Genomic DNA, 23438 nt, shown 5'->3' with positions numbered 1-23438 from the left:
GTGTTCGAGCGGGCCCATTCCCCAGCCTGGCCGAGGCGCGACAGGCCGCGCGGAACATGGAGCCCGAGAGGTAGCCAGAAACAAAAAGCCCCGCATTGCGGGGCTTTTAGCTATTTCGAGCGTTTTCCGGCAGCAGCCGGAGGGGATTCGGCAGAGCGAGCTTCTAGCTTCTCGTTAATCTGCTTGAGGAGGGCCTGAGTTTCGGATGCCTGTTTTGCGAGGTTATCTTGAGCTTGCTGAAGGGCCTGAGCTTGCTGCGTGATTCCAGCCTGAACGGTCGCAACGTCCCTGCCGGCGCCGAAGCTACTAATGGCATTCGAAACCAGCATCTGATTGTCGCTCTTGATTCCGAAGTAGATCGTGAAACCTGCCCCGACGACAGCAAGAACAACAGCAAGAACTCCGCCCCAGATATTGCCCTTTAGATTTTTGAGCCCGGCTAGCTCTTGGTTCACAGCCTTGAGGTCGCCAGATACGCTACCAAGGTCACCGCGAAAATTGCCAATCTGCTGGCCAATATCGCCTCGAAGCTGTCCCATCTCGCCGCGGAGCTCGCCCATCTCGCGCCGAACATCAGCAGAGTCCTGTCGAATTGCCGCAAGTGTCTCACGGACTGTGTTCTCAATAGACGCAAGCCTTGCGTCGACCTTGGCAGTCGTCGCCTCAAGCTTGGCATTGAGTTCTTCGCGTGTGATTTCAGTCATGGGGGCATTATGGGGCCGAGGTTCTTCTTTTTCAAAAGTGGCCAACAGCTCTTCGAGGCTTATTTCTCCTTTTTCAACTGCATCTTTACGGGGCTTTGGCGTCAGATACTTGCCAAATTGAGCCTTTATCGCCTCTTCGCTGATTTGAGAGCCGTTGCCTTGCTCAATCGTTGCCATCGGCATCGACCTCTACAAAGCAATCGCGGTAAAGGCCTAGGGCGTGAAGCCGCATAAAGCCACAATTTTGACACATCAGATGGATGACGGGCATGCCGCTCATATAAAGCTCCCCATCAATGTCCCCATGCGGGAGAGACAAGCCGACAATTTTGGGGGCGCCAGGATAGGTCCATTTATTGGTTCCGCACATCGGGCAGGTGTCACGCACGGACTTTTCGTTCAAAGCTGCTTGGAACTTCTTAAGGTCAAGCTTGGGAACTTTGGGCTTCTCAGTTTCAACTGTCATTTTTCTGACTCGTGAATACAAAATTGCGGCGACGGGGAATCCGCTGCTCAGCGTCCTAAACCAATTGCGAGTTCCAGACCAGCAGGACCCGGGCATGGATATAGGTCTCATCCATCCGGATGACCCGATCCTTGTGCTTCTTGTTGTCCGAGATCATGTCGAAGTGATCGGCATCCTGTACCTGCAGGCGCTTGATGTAGAGGTGCCCCTGCCAGGTGAAGATGAACACCCCGTCGCCGTTGAACGCTTGGACGCTGATGTCCACGATCATCGGGTCGGCATGCTTGATGGTGGGCTCCATCGAGTGGCCCCAGCCGTACACCATCTTCAGGTGGTTCGGATCGTCGTAGGTGACGCCGAGCTTGCGCAGCTGCTCCTGGCTGACCTTCACGTCGCGGAGCATTTCCATGTAGTCGGCCGGTACCTGGCCGTTGCCCATGGCGCCGCGGATGTCGTAGTGAGCGATGCTGATTTCGTCGCCGACCGGGCCGGGACGCGCGAAGTCGGCGACGATCACGTTGCCGCCATGCGTTGCAGACTCCTCAGCCTCCACGGCCTCGACGATGTTGCGCCGAGCATCGGCGGTGAGTCCTTTGCCGTGCTTCTCCAACATCTTGAACACGATGTCTGCCGCGGACGACTTCGTGGCCTGCGGTGTGGATAGCGGCGCTTCTGCGCCATCCCGCATCTCGCCCTCTCCATATTCAAGCCACTCGACGCGAACACCAAATGCATTGGCCATCGCCTGCATGTTGGAGCGGCCCGGCATGCTCTCCATGTTCAGCCACTTGCTCGCCGCTTTCGGCGTGACTTTGGCGATATCTGCGAGGCGAGCGCCAAGCCCCCAGTCAGGAATGCCTGCTGTGGCCGAGGCTTGCTTGAGGCGGGCGACGAAGGCCTGCCGAATATTCGATGACTGAACCATAGGTTCACTATCCCATGCGCTTGCGTGTACTTTCAGTTCCGATCTAATATGTACTTATGGTTCATAATTTGCGGAGGGCTCATGAGCCAGCTGAAGCAAGCAATTGATGACGCCGGCGGAGTCCCTGCCGTGGCTGCAGCGTGCGAGGTAAGCCCACGCGCCATCTATAAGTGGGTCGCGTCTGGCTGCCTGCCCCGTACCGAGTACACCGGCGAGACTCGATATGCCGAGCAGATTGCGCGTCTTGCCGCTGAGCGCGGTGAAGGCGTTGATCCGGCAGCTCTCCGCGCGAGCTCGACCCCAAAGACGAAAGCCATGGAGGGCTGCCAGTGAGCTCCATCCTTTCGCGAGATGCGGCGCCCGAAGAGCGACTCCGAGTACTTGAGGAGCGTTTGCTGGCGCAGGTCCAGAGCCTGCTCACCTTGGCGAAAGACCTGATGCAACTGCGCGAGGACATGGCAGCAGGCGAGGGCGGCCCAACCGATCACGACGACACCAGTTCGAGCTGAGCCTCGAACCCCGGCATCACCGGCCCTGACCACTCGGTGCTGATGATGTCGACCCTGGCCAGGTCTACCTGGCGCTGCAGGTGTTCCTGCACTGATGCACGGACCACTTCCGGCATCGAGGCAAGGACTGCATTGAGTTGAGCCTGAAGGGCGAGCAGTTGGCCCTGTAGGTGATGGATAGATGGCTGGCGCACGGGCGATTCCCTCCGCTGGCCTCCAACAAGAAGGCCTCTTTGATGGGGGCAGGTTAGGACCAGGAGCGCAACGTGAAAACGTCCAATTCCAGACAAGAACTCTCCCGCGACCAGGTGCTGGTGGCCTACGCCGCCGACCAGATCGCGCGCACCAACCTGAGCCAGGACGACTTCGCCCAGGCGCTGAGCCGCTCCCTCTATTCGATGTGCCCCGCCAAGGCGAAGGCCGAGCGCGTGCCTGACTTCGAGTCGGACGAGCTGAAGACCGACGTGGGCGAGTTCATCAAGGCGACTGGCCGCTGGCTGAAGCGCGTTCAGCGCCTGCTGGCGAGCGAGCAGGAGCTGCCGAGCTGGATGGAGGAGGGGTGGGTAGCAGCCCTGGAGCCTCAGTGGCGGGAGCGCTGCGTGAATGAACTTGCTGCGCGCTATGGCCTGGTCGGCGCCCGCGCATCGGCCGTTGAAGCCTGCCCGGTTGGCGCCTTCGCACAACTGGTGACCCGCCTTGGCCAGGCCGTCGAGCTGGGGAGCGAGGTTCTCGCAGACGGGAAGATCGATGCGACCGACCTGCCGCACCTTCCGGAGTTCATTGCCCGCCTGCTGGCGGTAGAGGGCGTTGCGTGCGGTCTGCGCCGCAAGGCCGAGAGCGAGTTGGCGGTCCACGCAGGCGCTCAGGCGCTGTCACTGGTCCGCTGAAAAAACAAACCCCGGCAGGAGTGGGGACTCGGCGCCGGGGTTCAGATCATCAGGAGGCAGTATGCACACCACCACTGGAACTGACAACGCCGCGCCACGAAATCGAGTAACGAAAAACGTGGCGCGCCCGATTACCATGAGCAGCCGCGAACTCGCGGAGCTGACTGGTAAGCGCCACCCTGACGTGAAGCGGGACATCCAGGTCATGCTCGATGCCCTGGAAGAAGATGTGAGCAGTTTTGCTCACATCTACCGCGACAGCATGAATCGGGAGCAGACCGAGTACTTGCTGGATCGCGACCACACCGACTGCCTCCTGACAGGCTATAGCGCGCCACTGCGGATGAAGGTGATCCGGCGCTGGCGAGAGCTCGAGGAGCAAGCTGCTGCGATGGCGGCATTCAAAGGGCCAGATCCGGCCTGGCTGGAAGCTCGCAGGATCGGCAAGGCGATGTTCAAGGGCCTGCACGACTACATATCGACGCTGGACGGTAGCGACAACCAGAAGCGCTGGGCGCATGAGAACGCCACCAATCGCATCTACAAGGCTCTGACTGGCGGTGTTGTTGGAAGCGCGAAGAGCCTCCGCAAGCTCTACGGCATCGAGAGCGGCACGCCCCGCGACAAGATGAGCCACCACGCCCTGGCCCAGATCAGCCTTGCTGAGCGGCGCATCTTCGAGGAATGCCAGAGTCGCGGGCTTGAGACGGTTCCGCAGTTCAATGCCGTGGTCGACGGCATCTGCGAGCGCTTACTGCACGGCATGGGGGCACTCTTGCTTGAGGACCGGCCCGCGATTGTCGGCCAGATCCCCGCGCCGGTTCAGTTGGTGCGCCGCACCGTGGTGACCGAAGAGTTCGCTACCCGGGGGGCAATCTGATGGCCGGCGACTGGATCAAGATGCGCACCGCGCTGGCAGATGACCCTGCGGTGATTGCGATGGCGGATCGCCTCGGCCTGGACGAGTTTTCCGTGGTCGGCCGTCTCCATCACCTGTGGAGCTGGGCCGACAGTCAGTCACGCGATGGTCACGCTGTTGGCGTGACAGTTCGGTGGCTCAATCGGTACGTGCAGTGCGATGGCTTCGCCGAAGCGCTCACTCAGGTCGGATGGCTGGTCATCGATGGCGAGGGCATCCGCTTCCCCAACTTCGACCGTCACAACGGTGAAAGCGCCAAGGCACGCGGGCTGGCGAAGAATCGTCAGGAAAAGCGGCGCGCAAAAGTCACGGAAGAAGCGGGGCAAGCGTCACGCAACGAGCGTGACAACAGCGTGACCAGAGAAGAGAAGAGTAAAGAGCAAACAAACACTGACGCGGGCGACACTGGTGCGGAAGCCAGCCAGGGCGGCGCCCAGCCGATGACGCTCGACTGGGAGCCTGACCAGAAGACCCTCAAGGCCTATGCCTTCAGCGCCGGCCTGAGCCTGGCTCTGTTCGACGAGAGGGTGATCGGAGCCTTCCGCGTCCACCACCACAGCCGCGGCACCGCTGACCTTCCTGCCGGTTGGGTTGGTCAGCTTGTCGGCTGGGTGCGCCGTGACGTGGCCAGGGATGCTGGCAAGGCGCCTCACCTGCGCGCCGTGCGGTCCGGCGAACCGGTCGATTTTGACTCCACCGGCTGGCTGGCGGGGGCTCCGCAATGAACCGCGCCGGTCAAGTAGCTGCCCAGGTCATGGCCCGACCCGCACCTGCTGCGGAGCTTGTCGTGCAGTCGCTCGACGACGGCGCCCGCCGGGCTGTCGAGGCGCTGGTCAACCAACTGTTCCGCGAAATCCGCACGGCCCGCCCGGGCTGGCGTCAGGCATGGCCGACCACCGAGGTGCTCGAAGCCTCGAAGGCCACGTGGGTGAAGACCTTCGTCGAGGCTGGAGTCACCGACTGGGATAGCCAGATTGCCTATGGCCTGCAGGGCCTGCGCGCGGAGCCGAGCGATTGGGTTCCGTCGCCGGGCAAGTTCGTCACCTGGTGCCAGCCAACCCCTGAAGCGCTGGGGCTGCCCTCGCTGGAAGCGGCCTACGCCGAAGCGCTGAGCAAGAGCCATCCGGCCATGGCTGGCGCGGCGCGCTGGTCTTGCCCTGAGGTGTACCACGCTGCTGCCCGTGCCGGCTTCAACACCCTGCAGGTACTCAGCCGGTCCGATGGCCTGGCGCTGCTCGAAGAGCAGTACCGGAAGATCCGCCGAGATAGGGCCAGGTGCGTGCAGCTGCCGCCGGTACCTGTCGCCGCCATTCCCGCCCAGCCGCACCGCACTCCGGAGGTCGGTAAGGCCGCCCTGGCCGAACTGCGCGCCAAGATGAAAGGAGCACGACATGCCTGAAGTGATGAAGTTGGGCGAGAAGCTCGACGCCGCCGGCAAGGCCATCCCCAACTGCTGGGAGACCGATGAAGGCTACACGATCAGCTTGACCGGCCGTCCCGCGCCCCTGCGCTATGCCGTCACGCGCCCCGGAGACCGCGCACCCTTCTCCTACGTGCCCGACGAGGTCGACATGCGGGCCGTGATTCGCGCCGACATCGAGGCCAGTGAGGTGTTGGTATGACGCCCGCCAAGCAAGAGGCCCTGATGCAGGGGCAGACCGGGATCGCCAGGAAGGTCTTCGAGTGCGTGCCGATCGCCGAGGCCTGGAGTTCGTTCCAGGTGATGGCCGCGCTGCGCAACCTCACCGGCAGTACCCCAGACACCCGGATCGTTTCCGGATGCCTCACGTCGCTGGCGGATGCCGGCCTGATCAAAAAGACCGGCCGCGACGCATACCAACGCCACCCGGTCGAGCAGAAGCAGAAGCCCAAGGAGCAGAAGATGACCGACCCGGCGACCAAGCCTGTGCCGCAAGTTGAGCAAAAACCGGTGGACGTTCCGCTGGAGCTGCTGGGGGAACTGGCCGGCGAGGTCGTTGCCATGGCTGAGAGCATGAAGCGGCTGGCGAAGCGAATCGAGGACTACGCCCTGGTGTTGGAGCAGGGCCGCGAGGCGACCGCCAAGTCCCTGGAAGGCTATCGCCAGCTCAAGGCGGTACTGAAGGGCCTACAGGAGGAAGCCGAGTGATGAAGCCCGTTAAGATCAAGCCGCTTAGCGCTGTCCCGCGCACCTTGCGCCGGCCTCGCATCGACTGGGAAGGCCAGCAGCAAGCCCAGCTGTTCGGCATCCTGAAGATCAAACACCCGGAGTTCTACCGGCTGGCATACCACGTTCCGAACGGTGGTCACCGTCACAAGGCCACCGCCGGGAAGATGCGCGCTCAGGGCGTGAAGGCCGGCGCCAGCGACATCGCGGTCACGCTGGCGCGCGGCGGATGGTTCGGTCTGTACATCGAGTTCAAGGCTGCGCCGCCGAACGACTCTGCCGTGTCTCCCGAGCAGAATGCCTTCATCCTCCGCGTCGAGCAGCAGGGCTACTACGCCACTGTCTGCCGCGGCGTCGAGGAAGCCCTGAAGGTCATCGAGTGGTATCTGGCCTTGCCGCCGACCCAGGTGGTGCGCCCATGACGACCATCGCTTCCATCGCCTTCACCAATGCCGAGATCCGCCGCCAGGCCGCCGGCACTTCCCGCGACCTGAAGGATCCACGCCATCAGGGGCTGCGCCTGCGCTTCGGTACCCAGCGCGAGCGCGGCAGCTGGTACCTGATCGTCCGCCGGGTGTGGCACAAGATCGGCACCTTCCCCGAGATGAGCGCCAAGGACGTACTGGCCGCGCTGCCAGAGCACCGGCAACGCCTGTCCAAGAACCCCGAGGCCGTGATCGGTCAGGCCGGCTGGACCCGTGTCGAGCAGGTGCTGACCTGGCACCGCGACCGCGTGATGCGTGACCGGGCGCTGTCGGAGAAGCGCAAGACTCAGGTGCGCTCGGCCATCGACTGCCACCTGCTGCCGCGCCTGGGATCGCTGCTGATCACCCAGCTGAGCCGGGCGCAGATCGACGAGCGCCTGATGTGGCCGCTGCAGCAGGAGTTCAGCCTGGGCTATGTCCGCCTGATCCTGCGGGTGCTGATGATGGCCTTCGCCAACGCCCTGCGCCTGCACATGCTCGACAGCAACCCGATGGCGGCCATCAAGTTCGGCGACTTCGTCCAGGCGAAGATCAAGCCCAAGGCGGCGCACCTGCATGGCATGCACGCCGAGCCGCTAATGGCCGCGCTGGCGGAGCGCTTCGAGGAGGAGCCCGCCGAGGGCATGCTGGCCCTGATGATGCTCGCCCATGGCAGCCGCATCGGTGAGACCCGCCAGGCCCGGTGGCGCGACATCAGCCTGGCCGAGCGCGTCTGGTTGATCCCGGCGGCCAATACCAAGACCCGAGTGCAGCATGAGCTTCCGCTGACCGACCAGGTGTGCGCGCTGCTACAGCGCTATCGGGAGCAGCAGGTGGAGGCCGGCGGGGAGCAGGCCTACCTGTTCCCCGGCACCGGAAGCAAGCCCATGGGGGAGAAGCAGGCCAGCGCAGTGTTCGCCAAGCTGGGCGGCGGCGAGTGGACCAGCCACGACCTGCGCAAGCTGGCGCGCACCACCTGGGCGGACCTGGGCGTGGACTACCTGATCGGCGAGCTGCTGCTGAACCACTCGATGGGCTACTCGGCGAAGACCTACATCCACACCACCGCCGAGGACCTGAAGCGGAGCGCCCTGGAGAAGTGGCACGGCTGGTTAGACGCCCGTGGCTTCGACCGGATTCACCGTCAGATATGTGCAGGATCGGCGGTTATCGAAAACGGCGCAGGCGCCAGCAGCGGCGCTGCCTCCAAGGCTTCGCTGGAATTTTCACAGGAGAGGCTGAACGTAGCCGGCGGGGAGGGCGCGGAGTGATCCAGACGCAACGTCGGCCAGATATGACGGCCCGTATCAAGCCCCTGCCCGAGTGCACTGGATGCACCGGGTCGGGCCTGGAGCAGGGCCTGTTCGGGAAGGTGGTCTGTGGCACTTGCCATGGCGCCGGTATGACCACCGCAACGGGTGAACCGTTACCGATCGAGGAGGCGCTGCTGCAACTGCGCCTGCGACTGAACAAGGGCCAGGCCGCTCTACCTCCAGTAGGAGCGAGCGAACCGCCCGTCTATGTCGAGAACCGCCACGGGGCGGGCGGCACCACTTACGCTGGGGATTGAGGGGGAAGGACATGATCTATTCGGGAACACTGAGCGCCGTTGTGGCCGTCCTGGCTGCCGAGTGCATCGACAACACCGCCAAGCAGGCGTGGCAGCGCCTCTACTCGGCCACTGACGTAGTCGCTAAGGGCTCGGGTATCACGCCGCATGAGCGCATGCAGGCTGACTGCTGGGTGCACGCCCGGCTTCACTCCGAACTGAAGCCGCGCCACTGGAACGTGCTGATGGCGCGGTACAGCACGCACGGCGCGCGGAAGGTCGCGGCCATCAGCGCCCTGGCTCCGCTGATCGCATCGCATGCCCCGGCTCTGTTCGTCTACAAGGCATTGACCGCATGGGCCATCCCGCAGCTCAAGGGCAAGCAGGTGGAGCGCAAGGTGCACGACAGTGGCGTGGTGAGCCGTAGCGCGAGGGCAGATGCCGAGCGCCAGGCGCTGTTCGCCTATGCGATGTCGACCAAGCGCGGCAAGGAGTATGTCCCGCCTGAGCGCGATCAGTTCGTGGTGTCGGCGCCCGCGGTCGTGGTCCTGCCTGCCGACTTCTACGACATGAACACCTGGGACCCGACGGCAGCCACCGAGCGCACTCGGCGCCGGTGGCGCAAGGGTGTGCACGACGTGCTTGATGGGATGGTGGCTGACGCCTTGGTCGCCGCCGAGGAGATCCTGAAGCGGGAGGGAGTGCTTCTTCGCGCTGCAGCTTGACTCCCGTGTCCGCGTGTCCGAAGATATTCCCATCCTGCCGTCATTGCGCGTTGCGATGATGTCTGACAAAAACCCGGCCACCGCGCCGGGTTTTTTGTTGCCCACGATTTTAGGTGCGCGCTCCTGCGCCTTCGCCCGCAGCACGCGCGGGCCTTTCTATTCACGCAGTGCCAGGGCTGGCCAAGCCTGGGGACACCCTTATGAGGACGAACACCATGACCGAGCCAGCCTCGACTGTTCTTGGCGGCATCGGGATCTACAAGCTGGGCGCGTTCGGAGGCTTCGCCTTCCTCGCCGCCATCCTGGTGATGGTCATGACCCTGCCCAAGACCCCGCGCGAGTTTGTGGTGGCGATGGTCAGCACCGTCGTCTCCAGCGTCTGCGGTGGTGCGTTCCTGGTTCGATGGCTGGACATTGGCCATTGGGTGCAGGACGACTTCGGCATGATCGCCATCTGCGGCCTGATCTTCGTCTGCGGCCTGCCGGCCTGGGTCGTTGTCCGCGCCTGGTTCGCCTGGAGCGAGGCGCGCAAGGGTGCGGCCCTGCCCGATATGGTGAAGGAGTTCCGCGAGGGCACCGGCCTGTGATCGTCGTCAGCGCTGACGGGCTGCAGGATCAGCTCGACGCGCTGACGGAACTTGAGCGCGACATGATCCCCTACGCGGTATCGACCGCCCTGACCAAGACGGCACAGGGTCTGATGGGGCGACTGCAGGACGAGATGCGCTCGGTGTTCGAGAAGCCCACGCCGTACACCCTCAATGCCTTGCGCCTGATGCCTGCGACCAAGGACAAGCTGAGCGCACGGGTTTGGTTCAAGAACGAGGCGGACGGGGCGCAGCCTGCATCGGTCTGGCTCGCGCCAGAGGTCCATGGTGGCCCTCGTCGGAACAAGCCGGCCGAGCTGCAGCTGAGAGACAAGGGCATCCTTCCTGCTGGCATGTACGTAGTGCCTGGCGATGGCGCTGAGCTGGACGCATACGGAAACATCAAGCGTGGCCAGATCATCAAGGCCATGTCGGGCGTGAAGGGCTTCAGCAAATCCGGCTACCAGGCCAACGCCACTGACAGCAAGCGCAGCGTGAGGAAGGCCAACGCCAAGAGCTACTTCGTCATGCGCCGCGGCAGCGAGCCAATTGGTATTGCCCAGCGCACAGGCTGGGGCAAGGGCAGCAGGGCAGAGGTGAAGATGATCCTGGCCTTCGTGGCCAAGCCTAGCTATGGCGAGCGCCTGAGCTTCTTCCAGATCGCAGAGCAATACACGAATGAGCATCTACCGCGCGAGTTCGATAACGCGATGGAGACCGTTCGTCGGCGCTTCGCCGCCCGATCACGTAGGGGTTGACAGGCGGCGCGACAGCCACCCCTGCCTTGGGTCCTCCCTGGGTGGGGGTGGGTAGAGGGTAATTCGAGCCCCGCGCGCGAACTACATATGACTTTTTTTCGGAGGTTGGTTGTTGTTTTGTCATGGCCGAAAAAGAAACAACCAAACAGCGCGGATGGTTGAACAAATCCGAGATGGCCGCGAGCCTCGGGATTTCGCCGCAAGCCTTTGAAAAATGGGGCGTTCAGCCAATCGAAAAGATCGGGCGCGAGACGTTCTATACCGTCGCGAATGTGGTCGAAAACCGCATCCAACACGCCGCCCGGAAACAACAACCTGAGGGGGACCTTCCGGAAGGTGTGGACCCCTACGTCGAAGCGAAGCTGCTCCAAGCGCGCCTCGATCTCACCCGTGCCCAGACCTATGCCCAGGAACAGAAGAACCAGGTAAACGACAAGCTCCTGGTCCCTGTCCCGTTCGCCACGTTCGCGCTGGCGAAGGTCGCCGCCAAGATCGGCTCGAAGCTGGAAACGGTCGGCAAGACCGTGAGCCGTCGTCACCCCGACATTGACCCCTTAATCCTGGAGGCATTCGAGCGGGAGATCGCATTGGCGCGAAATCTCTCCGCCGATTTCGGCGACGACATCCCGGGAATCCTCGATGAGTACCTTGCAACCCTGGATCAATGATCTGCGTGGAGCGATCAAACTAGGCCTGCAGGGTATGTACAAAGAGCCGCCGATGACGGCGGTGGAGTGGGCCGACAAGCACTTCTACATGTCGGCCGAGTCCTCGTACAACGAGGGAAGCTGGAAAACCGCACCCTTCCAGGTCGCCATCCTGAACTCGATGGGCAACGACCTGATTCGGGTGGTCAACTTCGTGAAGTCGGCGCGAATCGGCTACACGAAGCTGCTGATGGCGAACATCGGCTACAAGATCCAGCACAAGCGCCGCAACGTCATGATGTGGTCGCCGACCGATTCGGACGCCGAGGACATCAGCAAGAGCCACGTCATGGGCATGATCCGTGACGTCCCGGTCGTGCTGGAGCTGGCGCCCTGGCACGGCAAGAAGCACAGCCACAACACCCTCGATAACAAGATCTTCTCCAACCGACGCAACCTCTGGATTCGCGGCGGTAAGTCGGCGAGCAACTATCGCGAGAAGTCGGCCGACGAGGTTATCTACGACGAGCTGTCGAAGTTCGACGCGAACATCGAGGGCGAGGGCTCGCCGACCTTCATCGGTGACAAGCGTCTGGACGGCGCGGTCTACCCGAAATCCATCCGCGGCTCGACGCCTAAAACGGCCGGAAGCTGCCAGATCAGCCTTGCCGCCGAGGAGTCGCCGCGGGCAATGCGGTTCCACATCGCCTGCCCGCATTGCCGCCAAGAGCAAACCCTGAAGTGGGGCGGCAAGGACTGTGAGTTCGGCCTGAAGTGGACCGCAAACGAACTCGGCGAGGCGGTCGACGCCTGGTATGCCTGTGAGCACTGCAGCGCCTGTTTCTCCCATCGGGACATGGTGGTCGCCTCCGAGCAGGGCCGCTGGATTTGCGAAAAGACCGGCATCTGGACCCGCGACGGCATGGATTGGTGCGGGCCTGACGACCAGCCGATCCGCACGCCGCGCTCGGTCAGTTTCTACTGCTGGTCGATCTACAGCACCTGGACCACCTGGCACTCGCTGGTAGATGAGTGGCTGAAGGTCAAGGGGGATCGGGAGAAGCTGATCGCCTTTATCAACACGACGCGAGGCGAGGTGTGGGAAGAGGATCAGGGCGAGCGCGTCGAGTGGGAAACCCTGTACTCGCGCCGCGAACTCTATCCGGCCGTGCCGCCTCAGACATTGGTGTTGATGGGCGGCATCGACACCCAGGATGACCGATACGAGGGACGCGTCTGGGCTTTCGGGCTTGGCGAGGAAGCCTGGCTGGTGCACCGCTTTGTCTTGACTGGAGACCCGGCCAGCGAGGAGTTGCGCCGCAAGGTGGGTCTGGAGATTCACCGGCAGTTCACCCGCGCCGACGGTATTCCGATGCGCGTTGAGCGCTGGTGCTGGGACGCCGGCGGCCACTACGCCGACGAGGTGGAGGCCGAGAGCCTGAAGCACGGCGTGCACTGGGTGATCCCGACCTTCGGTGCCAGCACCTACGGAAAGCCCATCGCCAACTTCCCGAAGCGCCGCAAGCGCCGGGTCTACAAGACCGAGCTGGGCACCGACAACGCGAAGGAGCTGATCTACAGCCGCCTGCGTATTCCGGTTCCGATCCCTTGGCAGCCCACTCCGGGCTGCGTGCATTTCCCGCTGAACGACAGCATCTGCGACGAAGATGAGTTGAAGCAGATCACCGCCGAGAAGAAGAAGGCGGCGATGGTGAAGGGCGTCCGCGTGCTGCGCTGGGATGCCGGCGGCCGGCGCAACGAGGCGCTGGACTGCTTCGTGTACGCCCTCGCAGCTCTGCGCATCAGCCAGCAGCGCTTCGGTCTCGACCTGGATCAGCTGGAGTTGGTCCGCGTCGAGCCAGTCCCGGCGCCGGTAGCTGAGCGTCAGCCATCAAACGAAAACCCTGCCGCCGCCTCTGGCGGGTGGCTCAACACTGGAAGCGGACCATGGCTCTGACTGCACAGCAGATGCTCGAAAAGTACCTGGAGGCCGAAGCCGAGGTGCTGGAAGGGCGGACGGTGATCTTCAACGGGCGCACTCACACCATGGAGGACATCGAGAAGATCCGTGCCGGCCGCCGCGAGTGGGAGCGCCGTGTTGCGAGTGAAAACGGACGGCGCGGGCCGGCCTTGGCGGAGTTCAGCTGATGAACCTGATCGATAAGCTGCTGGCGCCCTTGGCGCCCAGGTTTGTGGCTCAGCGTCTGGCGGCCCGCGAAATGATCCTTGCCTACGAGGCAGCCAAGCCGGGCAGGACCCACAAGGCGAAGCGGCAACCGCTGGGCGCCGACACCTCGCTCCAGAAGTCGGCTGTCTCGCTGCGCGAGCAGTGCCGCAAGCTGGACGAAGACCACGATCTGGTCACCGGCCTGTTTGACCGATTGGAAGAACGCGTGGTGGGCGGCGCTGGGATTGGCGTCGAGCCGCTTCCGCTCAAGCTCGATGGCTCGCTTCATGCTGACTTCGCGATGGAACTGCGCAGCGCCTGGGCGGAGTGGTCGCTGAGCCCGGAGGCTTCCGGCGAATTGTCGCGGCCGCAGATGGAGCGCCTGGTGTGCCGCACCTGGTTGCGCGACGGTGAGGCTCTGGCGCAGAAGTTGATGGGCGCGGTTCCGAACTACTCCTTCGCCACAGCCACGCCGTTTGCCCTGGAACTGCTCGAGCCGGACTACCTACCATTTAGCTACAGCGACCTGTCCAAGGGGATCGCGCAGGGCATCGAGCGTGATGCCTGGCGCCGCAAACGGGCCTATCACCTGCTGAGGGATCACCCGGGCAACCTGCAGACGCTGGGCGGCAGCATGGCGGTCAAGCGGGTGGATGCGGAACGCATCATCCACATCGCCTATCGCAAGCGGATCGGGCAGAACCGAGGCGTGCCGATGCTGCACTCGGTGCTTGTTCGCCTGGCCGACCTCAAGGACTACGAGGAGAGCGAGCGTGTTGCGGCGCGCATCAGCGCGGCGCTGGCCATGTACATCAGGAAGGGCAACCCCGACAGCTACGCGGCCCAGCCCGGGAAGGAGCGCACCGGCCGAACGATCCCCATCGCTCCGGGCATGGTTTTCGACGACCTGGAACCTGGCGAAGACGTCGGGATGATCGAGAGCAACCGGCCGAACCCGTTCCTAGAGAGCTTCCGCAACGGCCAGCTGCGAATGATCGGCGCCGGCACCCGCAGCACCTACTCCTCGGTGGCGCGAGCCTACGACGGCACCTACTCCGCGCAGCGTCAGGAACTGGTCGAGGGATGGCTGGGTTACGACCTGCTGCAGCACGAATTCATCGACTACTGGTGCCGCCCTGTCTATCGGACCTGGCTGGAGATGTACCTGCTGGCCAGGAAGGGGCCTCTGCCTGGCGACCTAGATCCGCGCACCGTCTACGGTGCCGTATACCAGGGGCCGGTGATGCCCTGGATCGACCCGATGAAAGAGGCCAACGCCTGGGAGGCCCTGGTGAAGGCTGGCTTCTCCGACGAGGCCGAGGTAGCGCGAGCGCGCGGCCGTGATCCACGCGAGCTGAAAAAGTCGCGTGAGGCAGAAATCAAGGCGAACCGAAAAGCTGGCCTGGTCTTCAGCTCTGACGCTTATCACCAATACGTCAAGGATGGCATGAATCCCGTCGAGGCAGTCCAGAAGGTCTATCTGGGTGTCGGGAAGATGATCACCGCCGACGAGGCTCGCCAGCTGGTCAATGAGTTCGGAGCCGGCCTGGCATTGCCAGGGCCGGATTTCCCCAACGAGAGCAACAACGGAGGCGCCAATGGGCAGCCATCAACCCCTGATCCACAAAAGCCTGATGCTGCCGGCGGCAATGTCGGCGGCGCTGACTGAAGACAGCGCGCCGAAGGAGTCGTGGTACAGCATCAAAGCCGCCGCCCGCGGCGTTGCCGAAGTGCTGCTGTACGACGAGATCGGCATGTGGGGTATCACTGCGCAGCAGTTCGCTCGAGATCTGCTGGCCTTGGGCGAGCTGTCCAAGATCAAGCTGCGCATCCATTCCCCGGGCGGCGATGTCTTCGAGGGAACCGCGATTTACAACCTGCTGCTCAACCATAAGGCCGTCGTCGAGGTGTACATCGATGGCCTGGCGGCCTCGATGGCCTCGGTCATTGCCATGGCCGGCGACACGATCTACATGCCCGAGAACGCCATGATGATGGTGCACAAGCCCTGGGGCATCCAAGGCGGTGACGCGGACCAGATGCGCCGCTATGCCGACCTGCTCGACAAAGTTGAGGACACCCTGGTCTCGGCCTACGTGGTCAAGACCGGGAAGTCTCCCGACGACATCAAGGCGCTCCTCAAGGAGGAGACCTGGATGAATGGCCGAGAGGCCGTCGCTGCCGGCTTCGCCGATCAGCTCACTGAGCCGCTGCAGGCGGCCGCTCACCTTTCCTCCAAACGCATGCAGGAGTTCGCCCACATGCCCGAAGCTATGAAAACTCTGCTGGCCCCGCGCGCCTCTGGCCCCGCACCGGCACCCGCCGCTCCCGCTGCCCCGGCTGCTCCTGCCGCTCCGGTGGCTGCAGCTCCCGCGGCGCCGGTCGCCGCCGCCCCGACCGAAGCCGATATCCGCGCTCGCGTCGTCGCCGAGGAAGTCGCCCGTCGCGCCGCAATCACCGCAGCCTTCGGCGGCTTCGCTGCCGGCCATGCCGAGCTGCTCGCCTCCTGCCTGGGCGACATGAACGTCACCGTCGACCAGGCGCGCGAGAAACTGCTGGCCGCCATCGGCGCCCCCACCCAGCCCGCCAATGCCCCGGGCGCCGGCGCGCACGTCCATGCCGGCAACGGCAACCTGGTGGGTGATTCGGTGCGTGCCTGCGTGCTGGCCCGCGTTGGCCGTGGCGAGCGTCAGGCCGACAACTTCTACAACGGCATGAACCTGCGCGAGCTGGCGCGTGCCTCCCTGGTGGATCGCGGTATCGGCGTAGCCTCGCTGCACCCGATGCAGATGGTCGGCTTGGCCTTCACTCACACCTCCAGCGACTTCGGCCAAATCCTGCTCGACGTCGCCAACGCGTCGGTGCTGGCGGGCTGGGAAGAGTCCGGCGAGACCTTCCAGCAATGGACCAAGTCCGGCATCCTGACTGACTTCAAGCCGGCGCGCCGTGTCGGTCTGGGCGAATTCGCTTCTCTGCCCAAGGTGCGCGAGGGCGCCGAGTACACCTACGCAACCCTCGGCGCCCATGGCGAGCAGATCATTCTGGCCACCTACGGCAAGCTGTTCAGCATCACCCGTCAGGCGATCATCAACGATGACCTGCAGATGCTGAAGGACATCCCGTACAAGCTGGGCATGGCAGCACGCGCCACCATCGGCGACCTGGTCTACGCGGTGCTGACCGGCAACCCGAAAATGGCCGACGGCAAGGCTCTGTTCCACGCCGATCACGACAACCTGCTGACTGGCGCCGGCTCGGCTCTGTCCATCGAGAGCATGAGCACCGCGAAGAAGCAGATGGCCCTGCAGAAGACCCAGACCGAGGAGGGCAAGGCGCGAACCTTGAACATCCGTCCGGCGTACGTGCTCACCCCGGTGGCGCTGGAGGACAAGGCCAAGCAGCTGATCCGCTCCGCCTCCGTGCCGGGCGCTGACGTCAACTCCGGCGTCGACAACCCGATCCGCAACTTCGCTGAAGTGATCAGCGAACCGCGCCTGGACGATGCGTCTGCGTCCGCTTGGTACCTGGCAGCCAAGCAAGGTTCGGACACCATCGAGGTGGCCTACCTGGATGGAGTCGACACCCCGTACCTGGAGCAGCAGGAAGGCTTCACCGTCGACGGCGTGGCCAGCAAGGTACGCATCGACGCCGGCGTGGCCCCGCTGGACTTCCGCGGCCTGCAGAAAGCCAACGGCGCCTGATCGCAGTCGCCTCCCCAAGCCCCGCACCTGCGGGGCTTTTTCATTTAAGCCATCTGGAGACCCAACATGGCCAAGAATTTCGTACAGGACGGCGACGTCCTGACCCTGATCGCTCCCGCCGGCGGCGTCACCTCCGGTGTTCCGGCAGAAGTCGGCGACCTGGTGGTGGTCCCGCTGGAAACCGCCGCCGCCGGCGATGAGTTTTCCGCCAAGGTTGGCGGCATCTGGAGTCTGCCCGCCGCCGCCGGCCTGGCCCAAGGCGTGAAGTGCAGCGTCCTCGACGGTGAGCTGGTCGCCGCCGCCACCGCTTCTTCGGTGCCCTTCGGCTATATCACAGAGCCGACCGCCGATGGTTTCGCCTCGGCTCTGCTCGTCCAGCAATGAGTGCCGGCCGGTTCGCCAGCGCGATCGGCCGACTTCACCAGGTAGCCCACCGGCGTCTCTCCGATTCGGTGGGCGACTTTCATCCGCAGGTCGGTGCGCCGGTAGAAGGGCTGAACCTGCAGGTGAATCGAGATCTGGTGTACGAGGGGCCGGACGGGCGCTTTGTTGCTGACCAGGTTGGTATCACCTGGCTGGTCAGCGATCTCACAACGGCGGTCCGGGGCGACACCTTCGTCATCGGCAGCGAGCGCTTCCTGGTCGACAAGATCATTTCCGCCGACGGCCACGCCATCACAGCAGCGACCACCCCGCTATGAAACCGAACCTCCTGACTGAGGGCCGGAAGGCCCTAATTCGCCAGCTTGAAACCATCACCTCGGCCGGCGGCTATCGAACCGATGCCGGCATCAAGGTCTTGTCCGGCTGGTTCTCCGACCTGATCACGCCGGACACGCAGGGCTTTCCCTTGATCGTCGTGCAGAAGCATCGCCATCTGGAGCCGACACCTGGTCCGGCGGCAATGAAGATGCACCCTGGCTTCTCAGTCATCGGCGCCGTCGATGTCGGTTTCGATGGCTACGAAGATGCCCTCGAAGACCTGGAAGAGGACCTGATCCGCTGCCTGATGCCGGATCTCCACCAACTGCCGAAGTGGCTGCCGCGCGGAATCACCGGCTGCACCTACGGCGCGCCGCAGAGCTTCCCGCCAGGGAGCGGCCTGAAGTGCGCCACCGTGATCATCCCCATCTACCTGAAAACCATCATCGAGAAGGGCTAGCCGCCCTCTGCGGCGCCCGCGCCGCGCTCACTCATGCAACCCCATCCATCAGGAGAAGCTCCGCCGATGAGCGCTGATAAAACCGTGCAACTGGTCGAGATCGAACTCGCCGGCGAGCACACCCACCAGGGCCGCGACTACAAGGCCGGTGACAAGATCAAGGTAACCCCGCGCCAGAAGGCCTTCCTCGAAGAGGTCAAAAAGGTCAATGGCGCCGCCACTCCCTCGAAGGAGGCCTAAACGATGGCAATCCATAAAGAAACGGTCGTCATCGGCGGCCACCTGAAAGCGCGCGTCGCCGGCTCTGGCGTGCCGTTCCAGAAGGTCGGTCTGGTCTCCACGATCCAGCACGCCACCGAAACCAACAGCCTGACCCTGGCCGACACCACCACCCCGCAGGGTGGCGAGTACGACAGCCTGGACCGTGTGACCGGCGTGTCGCTCTCCATCAACTTCCGCGAAATCTTCACCTGGGTGCTGGCCGCCCTGGTCTGGGGTAGCGCTTCTGATGTCGCCGCCACTACCGTGACCGGTGAGATGCACGTTGCCGAGGTTGACGGAACGATCGCCCTCGCAAATATGCCGCTGACCATCTCCGGCGTGAGCAACGAGGCGGGCACCACCGACTACGACGAGTTCGACGACTGGGTCATGACTGGCTCGGGCATCGAGGTCGTCTCCGGCGGCGCGCTGGAAACCGCCATCAAGGCCGCTGCCCCCGGCACCCCGTTCAAGGTCAGCGTCGACTACAGCTCCGCCGCGGTGGATGTGATCGAGGCCCTGACCAACAGCGGCAAGGTGTTCGAGTTCCTCTTCGAGGGCGAGAACGCCGCCGGCACCCAGAAGCGCGTCGAGGCTCGCTTCTTCCAGTGCCGCCTCAACCTGGCGACCCAGATGGACTGGATCAACACCGAGGACTTCGGCGGCTTCCAGGCCACTGCCAAGGTGTTGCGCGACTCCACCAAGGTCGGCGCCGGTACGTCGAAGTACTTCCGCATCAAGAAGGAAAAGGCCGCCGCGTGATGGCTGCCGACATTGGCGGCTACCCGCCGTAGCCGCCCTGAACCTGCCACACGCAACCGTCCACGATGTAGATGTACGAAGTGGAGTCCCGCCAGTAGTAAACAAGCTGCTCAGGTCGTCCGCCGTTGATGGCGCTTGGCGATCCCCATGCGGAGATCGCGGCGGCGCGCGGCATACCTGGCTCGACGGACTTCGACACTACCAAGGACCGGAGTGCAGTGCTGCTGTAGCTGCGGCAGTACCCGGGGTCGCTCGACCCAGAGCCGCCCGATGAGCGCGGCTTCTGAGCCCATCGCTGCTGATCCTCGATCTGCTTCTTGCTGGCGATCGGGTCGGTGATGTTCTGCGGCGTGACGTCGATCTTCTGCGCGGGCGCCTCCATAGCCCCTGCACATGGCCGGTCCGAGAACGAGAGCTTCCCGTCGGGACCTGGGCAACGATAGACATCCGCGAGCGCGATGCCTGGCATGAGAAGCAGCAGGATGGCGAGTTTGCGCATATTGAGTCCATTCAGCTGGCGCGTGTCCGCACACGCGAGAAAGTTCTCAACGGTGATGCATTTCCTGAATTTGTTCAATAAGGCCTGCCTCGGCGAGGCGGGATGGGGGAGTCATGTCTGAAGTTGCAGGCCGCCGGCTGATCCGAATCGGAGATGTCGATGTTGTCGTCAAGGAAATCACGGTGGCTGATGCGCGAGCGCTCCTCGCTCGCGAGGGCGGTGAAATAGATTTTGTCCGCGACAGCCTGTTCACGGACGTCAGTTTGCGAGACCTCGAGATGTTCACGAATCTCACGGAGGAGCAGATGGATGGGATGCTCCCAAGCCAGCTACGTGCGGCAGCTGACGCGGTGATAGAGATGAACCGCCATTTTTTCGATCTTCTGGGCCGGCTGAGCAAAGCCATGGCGAGGCCCTCAGTCAGCTCGAACTGACGATTTGCGCCTTGGTCAGGCTTGGCCATGTTGGCGTCCTCCACTACCCGTGGCGCCTATTCCTGAGCGCCCTTAAGGGCTGAGACCATGACTGATATTGAAGTACGCCTCGGCGCGGACGTGGACGGCGCTACCCGTAACGTCGGGTCATTCCGGAGTGAATGGCAGAAACTCGTCAAGGAGGTCGAGAAGCCGCTACGCCAGGTCAACTCTTTCCGTGCCCTGGAGGATGAACTGGATAAGGGACAGCGTGCCACTGCGCGGGCACGCGACCGTCTGCGCGAGCTTGGGGATGAACTCGCCCGCACCGCCGCGCCCAGCAAGGAACTCCAGGCCAGTTATCGAGCTGCCACCGTCGAGCTTCAGAAGATGGAGCGTTTGGAAGTTCAGCAGCGCGTCCGTCTCTCCGCCATGCGTGCCGAGTTGCAGGGCGCCGGAATCGACACGCGCAATCTCGCCGCTGAACAGCGCCGTCTTCGGGTCGAGTTGGATCAGAGGGTATCCTCTGGCGGAGCTGATGCTGCTCTAGGTCAGGCGCAGGGAAATCTTGGCATCAGTCGACTCCGTCAACTCCAGGCGCAGCTTCAGACTCTTCCGGCTGACTACGACCGGCTTGCGAAGGCTGGTTTCCGCTCGGCTCAGGAGCAGGCCGCTGCTCAGGCGCAGCTGCAGCGCCAACTGGGGGCAACCCGCGCGGCCATCAAGGAGCTTTCGAGCGTCGATCAAGGCGGAGGTGCCCTGGGGTTTATCGGAAAGATCGGAGCTGCCGCCGTCGCCGGCTACACCCTGACCTCGCTGGTTGGGCAGTACGTTCGATCGGCTGACGGCCTGCGGAAGATGAATGGCCAGCTGAGCCTGGCCACCGAGGGGCAGCAGGAATTTAACGTTGCCCAGCGCGCTCTCGGCCAGCAGGCAGACGATTACCAGGCTTCGCTCAAAGGACTATATGACCTCTACTCGAAGCTAGCCCCTGCACTGCGCGATGCGAACAAGGGGCAGGTGGAAACGCTTGGCGTCACCGAGGCCGTGACGGCATCGATGAAGATTAGCGGTGCGACCGCCCAAGAGAGTGATGATGCGATTCGGCAGTTTGCCCAAGCCCTTGGCGCTGGCGCACTCCGTGGTGACGAGTTCAACTCCGTTGCCGAGCAGTCACCGCGACTGATGCGCGCATTGGCTGAAGGTCTGGGTGTTTCTCGAAGCGCGCTGAAGGGCATGGCTGACGCTGGTCAGCTGACCACCACTGTGGTGGTAAATGGCCTGCTCAAGGCGCTGCCTAAGCTCCGCGAAGAAGCCGCCAAGATGCCGAAAACCCTCGACGGCAGCCTCACTGGCTTGAAGAACCAGGCGAACGAAGCAGTAGGGGCGTTCGACAATCTCACCAACTTCACTGCGCGCCTGACCGAGCAAGTATCTGGGCTTGGCTCGCCACTCAAGAAAGCCTCGGACTACCTAAAGGCCTTCAACCAGAAGGGATTCAAGGGTGTTGGCGAGTTGTTTGACGCCAACTCCCTGGCCGACCAGGCGAAGTTCGCTCAGGACCGGGTTGCCGCAGTGCAGAAGGCCCTGGAGGAGCTGCGCAAATCCGGCAGTGTGAGTGCTGCCAGCCGGGTCTCTCTTGGAACGGGTGATCGAGCCGAACTTGAGGCTCAGCTGGCGATGTATCGAGCACAGTTGGCCAAGGTCCAAAGCGCCCAGGCGGAGTCCGTCCGGCAACAGGAGGGGTCTACCAAGGCGCTTGAGCGGACCTATGACGAGCGCTCTCTTGCGCTCGCAGAGAGCTTCGACGCTCAAGCTGCCGATACGCAGGCGGCCGCGGCGACCACCAAGGCGGCAGACGAAAAGGCTGTTTCCGATCGAGAGGCCTACAACCTTCAGCTGGAGCTGCTCGATCGCGAGCAAAGTGACTCCAGGGCCCGCCGGCTGGCGAAGGAGGAATTGGCCGCCCAAGAGGAGAACGGTGTCCATCTCGACGAAATCGACCTGCTGAAGAAGTACGTCGCTGAAACCGGAAGCACCTGGGACGACTACCTGAAGCGACAGCAGGAGAGGCAGCGTCTGGACCTTGCCGCCGAGAAGTCGTGGCAGGACAAGAAGAAAGCGGCCAGGGCGCAGGCTACGGTTGACCTGCAGGCTCAGTTGGCGCGGCAGACTGATGCGCTCAAGCAGGCGCAGCAGAACGCGGAGCAGATCAACTCCCAGACCACGGATGTTCTGCAGCCATTCAAGGATGCCCTTAAGCGCCCCACGGTGGCGGCTCCTGGTGCTGACTATGGCACCGCGAGTGCCTACAAGGCGAATGCCAGCCAGGCACTGCAGAAGGGGAACACGGCCGCCGCACTGAGGGAGGCTCAGAAGGCGCTCGATGTCATCCAGCAGATTGAGGAGGCCGGCGGCAACAGCTACGGCCTGCAGGGGTTCAAGCAGCAGTTGCTGGATATCGCCACCGGTGCGCAGGAGTTGGAGAAGGTGCGCGCCGCGGATGCGGTGAATCGTATTCAGCAGAGCATTGCCGATCTGCAGAAGCAGCTGGATGCCGTGAAGATTGTGGATGTTGGCTTCCAGTTGAGCGAAGACACCGTTGCGCAGCTCACTCAGCGCATCAAGGAACTGGCCGCCAGCTTGTCGCAGGCAATGATCATTCAACCGGTCATCGTCGGTCCGAGCGGGACTCCCGTTCTGGCTCCAACTGGCGCCGCGCCTGGAACGATTTCCACCGATCCGGCACAGCCTGCGTTCGATGTTGGCGGCTATACCGGCCCAGGCGGCAAGTACGAGCCAGCCGGTGTGGTTCACCGCGGCGAGCACGTACAGCCGCAGGAGGTGGTTCGTGAGCCTGGCGCTCTCGGCTTCCTCGAGCGCGTCCGCCTGTACGGCTTCCGGAACACGATGGAGGCGCTGCGCGGGAAGCTGCGTCAGGGCTGGCGCGGCTACGACACGGGCGGCCTGGTCTCGCCGAGGCCAATCCCCAGCATCCCCGCGCTGGCTCCGGCGCTGACCGCTGGCGCTGGTGGCGGGGACAGCTTGGGCACTGTAGTCCTGCAGCTGGACGGGAAGTCGTACAGCATGCAGGCCTCCAGCGACCAGTTCACCGCGCTGCATCGCGAGTCCCTGAAGAAGGGCCACCGACGAACCTCGAAACCCAACTAGCCCCGCTCTGCGGGGC

General features: G+C 63.5%; 31 protein-coding genes. 26 read left to right on the top strand and 5 right to left on the bottom strand.

Going from position 1 to position 23438, the window contains the following annotated elements; translation table 11 throughout:
- Positions 1-110 precede the first annotated feature (110 nt).
- The 3 genes from ACQ5BL_RS07280 to ACQ5BL_RS07270 are packed head-to-tail and all read right to left on the bottom strand — an operon-like array spanning position 111 to position 2095.
- Positions 111-881, bottom strand: coding sequence for a hypothetical protein (locus ACQ5BL_RS07280; protein WP_430293013.1), 771 nt, complete (start codon positions 879-881; stop codon positions 111-113).
- Positions 868-1170, bottom strand: coding sequence for a hypothetical protein (locus tag ACQ5BL_RS07275; RefSeq protein ID WP_430293011.1), 303 nt, complete (start codon positions 1168-1170; stop codon positions 868-870). The genes ACQ5BL_RS07280 and ACQ5BL_RS07275 overlap by 14 nt, the downstream gene beginning before the upstream one ends.
- Before the next feature lie 55 nt (positions 1171-1225).
- Positions 1226-2095, bottom strand: a complete 870-nt coding sequence (locus ACQ5BL_RS07270) for a S24 family peptidase (RefSeq protein ID WP_430293010.1) — start codon at positions 2093-2095, stop codon at positions 1226-1228.
- Positions 2096-2176: 81 nt separating this feature from the next.
- Here ACQ5BL_RS07270 and ACQ5BL_RS07265 point away from each other — a divergent pair, with 81 nt between their 5' ends.
- On the top strand, positions 2177-2428 hold the full coding sequence (locus ACQ5BL_RS07265) for a hypothetical protein (RefSeq protein ID WP_430293008.1): 252 nt from the start codon (positions 2177-2179) through the stop codon (positions 2426-2428).
- Positions 2425-2604, top strand: coding sequence for a hypothetical protein (locus ACQ5BL_RS07260; RefSeq protein WP_430293006.1), 180 nt, complete (start codon positions 2425-2427; stop codon positions 2602-2604). Before ACQ5BL_RS07265 ends, ACQ5BL_RS07260 begins: the two co-directional genes overlap by 4 nt.
- Here the strand turns inward: ACQ5BL_RS07260 and ACQ5BL_RS07255 are convergent.
- Positions 2580-2798 carry a hypothetical protein gene (locus ACQ5BL_RS07255; RefSeq protein WP_430293005.1) on the bottom strand — a complete coding sequence of 73 codons (219 nt, stop codon included), beginning with the start codon at positions 2796-2798 and terminating at the stop codon, positions 2580-2582. The genes ACQ5BL_RS07260 and ACQ5BL_RS07255 overlap by 25 nt on opposite strands.
- Before the next feature lie 72 nt (positions 2799-2870).
- On the opposite strand from ACQ5BL_RS07255, the gene ACQ5BL_RS07250 reads away from it, so the two are divergent.
- The 22 genes from ACQ5BL_RS07250 to ACQ5BL_RS07145 all read left to right on the top strand — a co-directional run bounded on the left by ACQ5BL_RS07250 (position 2871) and on the right by ACQ5BL_RS07145 (position 19339).
- Complete coding sequence (locus ACQ5BL_RS07250) at positions 2871-3491, top strand: hypothetical protein (protein ID WP_430293003.1); 621 nt, start codon at positions 2871-2873, stop codon at positions 3489-3491.
- A gap of 136 nt (positions 3492-3627) precedes the next feature.
- Entirely contained in the window at positions 3628-4371 is a 744-nt protein-coding gene (locus tag ACQ5BL_RS07245) for a Rha family transcriptional regulator (RefSeq protein ID WP_430293134.1), read from the top strand.
- Positions 4371-5135 (top strand): DnaT-like ssDNA-binding domain-containing protein, encoded by a 765-nt coding sequence (locus ACQ5BL_RS07240; RefSeq protein ID WP_430293001.1) that lies wholly within the window; start codon positions 4371-4373, stop codon positions 5133-5135. Before ACQ5BL_RS07245 ends, ACQ5BL_RS07240 begins: the two co-directional genes overlap by 1 nt.
- Positions 5136-5197: 62 nt before the next feature.
- Entirely contained in the window at positions 5198-5809 is a 612-nt protein-coding gene (locus ACQ5BL_RS07235) for a replication protein P (protein WP_430293000.1), read from the top strand.
- Positions 5802-6032 (top strand): hypothetical protein, encoded by a 231-nt coding sequence (locus tag ACQ5BL_RS07230; RefSeq protein WP_430292998.1) that lies wholly within the window; start codon positions 5802-5804, stop codon positions 6030-6032. Before ACQ5BL_RS07235 ends, ACQ5BL_RS07230 begins: the two co-directional genes overlap by 8 nt.
- Complete coding sequence (locus tag ACQ5BL_RS07225; protein WP_430292996.1) at positions 6029-6538, top strand: hypothetical protein; 510 nt, start codon at positions 6029-6031, stop codon at positions 6536-6538. Before ACQ5BL_RS07230 ends, ACQ5BL_RS07225 begins: the two co-directional genes overlap by 4 nt.
- Complete coding sequence (locus ACQ5BL_RS07220; protein WP_430292994.1) at positions 6538-6978, top strand: VRR-NUC domain-containing protein; 441 nt, start codon at positions 6538-6540, stop codon at positions 6976-6978. Before ACQ5BL_RS07225 ends, ACQ5BL_RS07220 begins: the two co-directional genes overlap by 1 nt.
- On the top strand, positions 6975-8291 hold the full coding sequence (locus tag ACQ5BL_RS07215; protein ID WP_430292992.1) for a tyrosine-type recombinase/integrase: 1317 nt from the start codon (positions 6975-6977) through the stop codon (positions 8289-8291). Before ACQ5BL_RS07220 ends, ACQ5BL_RS07215 begins: the two co-directional genes overlap by 4 nt.
- 131 nt (positions 8292-8422) lie before the next feature.
- Complete coding sequence (locus tag ACQ5BL_RS07210; RefSeq protein ID WP_430292991.1) at positions 8423-8590, top strand: hypothetical protein; 168 nt, start codon at positions 8423-8425, stop codon at positions 8588-8590.
- Positions 8591-8601: 11 nt separating this feature from the next.
- Positions 8602-9294 (top strand): hypothetical protein, encoded by a 693-nt coding sequence (locus tag ACQ5BL_RS07205; RefSeq protein ID WP_430292990.1) that lies wholly within the window; start codon positions 8602-8604, stop codon positions 9292-9294.
- A 215-nt stretch (positions 9295-9509) separates the two neighbouring features.
- Positions 9510-9881, top strand: coding sequence for a hypothetical protein (locus tag ACQ5BL_RS07200; protein ID WP_430292988.1), 372 nt, complete (start codon positions 9510-9512; stop codon positions 9879-9881).
- Positions 9882-9943: 62 nt separating this feature from the next.
- Complete coding sequence (locus ACQ5BL_RS07195) at positions 9944-10639, top strand: hypothetical protein (protein WP_430293133.1); 696 nt, start codon at positions 9944-9946, stop codon at positions 10637-10639.
- Positions 10640-10761: 122 nt separating this feature from the next.
- Positions 10762-11307: a terminase small subunit gene (locus ACQ5BL_RS07190; RefSeq protein WP_430292987.1), complete on the top strand. Its 546-nt coding sequence runs from the start codon at positions 10762-10764 to the stop codon at positions 11305-11307.
- A complete protein-coding gene (locus ACQ5BL_RS07185; protein WP_430292985.1) occupies positions 11279-13243 on the top strand; it encodes a phage terminase large subunit family protein in 1965 nt (654 codons plus the stop codon). Before ACQ5BL_RS07190 ends, ACQ5BL_RS07185 begins: the two co-directional genes overlap by 29 nt.
- On the top strand, positions 13234-13434 hold the full coding sequence (locus ACQ5BL_RS07180) for a primosomal replication protein PriB/PriC domain protein (RefSeq protein ID WP_430292984.1): 201 nt from the start codon (positions 13234-13236) through the stop codon (positions 13432-13434). The genes ACQ5BL_RS07185 and ACQ5BL_RS07180 overlap by 10 nt, the downstream gene beginning before the upstream one ends.
- On the top strand, positions 13434-15122 hold the full coding sequence (locus tag ACQ5BL_RS07175; RefSeq protein WP_430292982.1) for a phage portal protein: 1689 nt from the start codon (positions 13434-13436) through the stop codon (positions 15120-15122). Before ACQ5BL_RS07180 ends, ACQ5BL_RS07175 begins: the two co-directional genes overlap by 1 nt.
- Positions 15052-17154: a ClpP-like prohead protease/major capsid protein fusion protein gene (locus ACQ5BL_RS07170; RefSeq protein WP_430292981.1), complete on the top strand. Its 2103-nt coding sequence runs from the start codon at positions 15052-15054 to the stop codon at positions 17152-17154. The genes ACQ5BL_RS07175 and ACQ5BL_RS07170 overlap by 71 nt, the downstream gene beginning before the upstream one ends.
- 66 nt (positions 17155-17220) lie before the next feature.
- Positions 17221-17538: a capsid cement protein gene (locus tag ACQ5BL_RS07165; protein WP_430292979.1), complete on the top strand. Its 318-nt coding sequence runs from the start codon at positions 17221-17223 to the stop codon at positions 17536-17538.
- Positions 17535-17855, top strand: coding sequence for a head-tail joining protein (locus tag ACQ5BL_RS07160; protein WP_430292978.1), 321 nt, complete (start codon positions 17535-17537; stop codon positions 17853-17855). The genes ACQ5BL_RS07165 and ACQ5BL_RS07160 overlap by 4 nt, the downstream gene beginning before the upstream one ends.
- The gene (locus ACQ5BL_RS07155; protein ID WP_430292976.1) at positions 17852-18316 is read left to right on the top strand and encodes a hypothetical protein; all 465 of its coding nucleotides are present in this window, start codon (positions 17852-17854) and stop codon (positions 18314-18316) included. The genes ACQ5BL_RS07160 and ACQ5BL_RS07155 overlap by 4 nt, the downstream gene beginning before the upstream one ends.
- 66 nt (positions 18317-18382) lie before the next feature.
- A complete protein-coding gene (locus ACQ5BL_RS07150; RefSeq protein WP_430292975.1) occupies positions 18383-18556 on the top strand; it encodes a DUF7210 family protein in 174 nt (57 codons plus the stop codon).
- Positions 18557-18559: 3 nt separating this feature from the next.
- Positions 18560-19339, top strand: a complete 780-nt coding sequence (locus ACQ5BL_RS07145) for a hypothetical protein (protein WP_430292973.1) — start codon at positions 18560-18562, stop codon at positions 19337-19339.
- Positions 19340-19358: 19 nt separating this feature from the next.
- Here ACQ5BL_RS07145 and ACQ5BL_RS07140 read toward each other — a convergent pair whose 3' ends face one another.
- A complete protein-coding gene (locus ACQ5BL_RS07140; RefSeq protein WP_430292972.1) occupies positions 19359-19838 on the bottom strand; it encodes a DUF4124 domain-containing protein in 480 nt (159 codons plus the stop codon).
- Between the two features lie 113 nt (positions 19839-19951).
- On the opposite strand from ACQ5BL_RS07140, the gene ACQ5BL_RS07135 reads away from it, so the two are divergent.
- Both ACQ5BL_RS07135 and ACQ5BL_RS07130 read left to right on the top strand, forming a co-directional pair.
- Entirely contained in the window at positions 19952-20272 is a 321-nt protein-coding gene (locus ACQ5BL_RS07135) for a hypothetical protein (protein WP_430292970.1), read from the top strand.
- An 87-nt stretch (positions 20273-20359) separates the two neighbouring features.
- Positions 20360-23422: a tape measure protein gene (locus tag ACQ5BL_RS07130; protein WP_430292969.1), complete on the top strand. Its 3063-nt coding sequence runs from the start codon at positions 20360-20362 to the stop codon at positions 23420-23422.
- The last annotated feature ends 16 nt before the right edge of the window (positions 23423-23438 follow it).

This window comes from Pseudomonas sp. B1-22 (assembly GCF_050474425.1).
Taxonomy (GTDB): domain Bacteria; phylum Pseudomonadota; class Gammaproteobacteria; order Pseudomonadales; family Pseudomonadaceae; genus Pseudomonas.
The sequence above is the reverse complement of the archived record's forward strand: the minus strand, read 5'-3'. Positions and strand labels throughout refer to the sequence as shown.

Bases quoted from the DNA above. Each gene is read 5' to 3' on its own strand.
- ACQ5BL_RS07160 (WP_430292978.1), top strand. From the start codon at position 17,535: ATGAGTGCCGGCCGGTTCGCCAGCGCGATCGGCCGACTTCACCAGGTA.
- ACQ5BL_RS07270 (WP_430293010.1), bottom strand. From the start codon at position 2,095: ATGGTTCAGTCATCGAATATTCGGCAGGCCTTCGTCGCCCGCCTCAAG.
- ACQ5BL_RS07190 (WP_430292987.1), top strand. From the start codon at position 10,762: ATGGCCGAAAAAGAAACAACCAAACAGCGCGGATGGTTGAACAAATCC.
- ACQ5BL_RS07230 (WP_430292998.1), top strand. From the start codon at position 5,802: ATGCCTGAAGTGATGAAGTTGGGCGAGAAGCTCGACGCCGCCGGCAAG.
- ACQ5BL_RS07240 (WP_430293001.1), top strand. From the start codon at position 4,371: ATGGCCGGCGACTGGATCAAGATGCGCACCGCGCTGGCAGATGACCCT.
- ACQ5BL_RS07185 (WP_430292985.1), top strand. From the start codon at position 11,279: ATGAGTACCTTGCAACCCTGGATCAATGATCTGCGTGGAGCGATCAAA.
- ACQ5BL_RS07205 (WP_430292990.1), top strand. From the start codon at position 8,602: ATGATCTATTCGGGAACACTGAGCGCCGTTGTGGCCGTCCTGGCTGCC.
- ACQ5BL_RS07180 (WP_430292984.1), top strand. From the start codon at position 13,234: ATGGCTCTGACTGCACAGCAGATGCTCGAAAAGTACCTGGAGGCCGAA.
- ACQ5BL_RS07135 (WP_430292970.1), top strand. From the start codon at position 19,952: ATGTCTGAAGTTGCAGGCCGCCGGCTGATCCGAATCGGAGATGTCGAT.
- ACQ5BL_RS07175 (WP_430292982.1), top strand. From the start codon at position 13,434: ATGAACCTGATCGATAAGCTGCTGGCGCCCTTGGCGCCCAGGTTTGTG.
- ACQ5BL_RS07145 (WP_430292973.1), top strand. From the start codon at position 18,560: ATGGCAATCCATAAAGAAACGGTCGTCATCGGCGGCCACCTGAAAGCG.
- ACQ5BL_RS07170 (WP_430292981.1), top strand. From the start codon at position 15,052: ATGGGCAGCCATCAACCCCTGATCCACAAAAGCCTGATGCTGCCGGCG.
- ACQ5BL_RS07200 (WP_430292988.1), top strand. From the start codon at position 9,510: ATGACCGAGCCAGCCTCGACTGTTCTTGGCGGCATCGGGATCTACAAG.
- ACQ5BL_RS07165 (WP_430292979.1), top strand. From the start codon at position 17,221: ATGGCCAAGAATTTCGTACAGGACGGCGACGTCCTGACCCTGATCGCT.
- ACQ5BL_RS07140 (WP_430292972.1), bottom strand. From the start codon at position 19,838: ATGCGCAAACTCGCCATCCTGCTGCTTCTCATGCCAGGCATCGCGCTC.
- ACQ5BL_RS07195 (WP_430293133.1), top strand. From the start codon at position 9,944: ATGATCCCCTACGCGGTATCGACCGCCCTGACCAAGACGGCACAGGGT.
- ACQ5BL_RS07265 (WP_430293008.1), top strand. From the start codon at position 2,177: ATGAGCCAGCTGAAGCAAGCAATTGATGACGCCGGCGGAGTCCCTGCC.
- ACQ5BL_RS07215 (WP_430292992.1), top strand. From the start codon at position 6,975: ATGACGACCATCGCTTCCATCGCCTTCACCAATGCCGAGATCCGCCGC.
- ACQ5BL_RS07210 (WP_430292991.1), top strand. From the start codon at position 8,423: ATGACCACCGCAACGGGTGAACCGTTACCGATCGAGGAGGCGCTGCTG.
- ACQ5BL_RS07275 (WP_430293011.1), bottom strand. From the start codon at position 1,170: ATGACAGTTGAAACTGAGAAGCCCAAAGTTCCCAAGCTTGACCTTAAG.
- ACQ5BL_RS07155 (WP_430292976.1), top strand. From the start codon at position 17,852: ATGAAACCGAACCTCCTGACTGAGGGCCGGAAGGCCCTAATTCGCCAG.
- ACQ5BL_RS07220 (WP_430292994.1), top strand. From the start codon at position 6,538: ATGAAGCCCGTTAAGATCAAGCCGCTTAGCGCTGTCCCGCGCACCTTG.
- ACQ5BL_RS07130 (WP_430292969.1), top strand. From the start codon at position 20,360: ATGACTGATATTGAAGTACGCCTCGGCGCGGACGTGGACGGCGCTACC.
- ACQ5BL_RS07280 (WP_430293013.1), bottom strand. From the start codon at position 881: ATGGCAACGATTGAGCAAGGCAACGGCTCTCAAATCAGCGAAGAGGCG.
- ACQ5BL_RS07225 (WP_430292996.1), top strand. From the start codon at position 6,029: ATGACGCCCGCCAAGCAAGAGGCCCTGATGCAGGGGCAGACCGGGATC.
- ACQ5BL_RS07245 (WP_430293134.1), top strand. From the start codon at position 3,628: ATGAGCAGCCGCGAACTCGCGGAGCTGACTGGTAAGCGCCACCCTGAC.
- ACQ5BL_RS07150 (WP_430292975.1), top strand. From the start codon at position 18,383: ATGAGCGCTGATAAAACCGTGCAACTGGTCGAGATCGAACTCGCCGGC.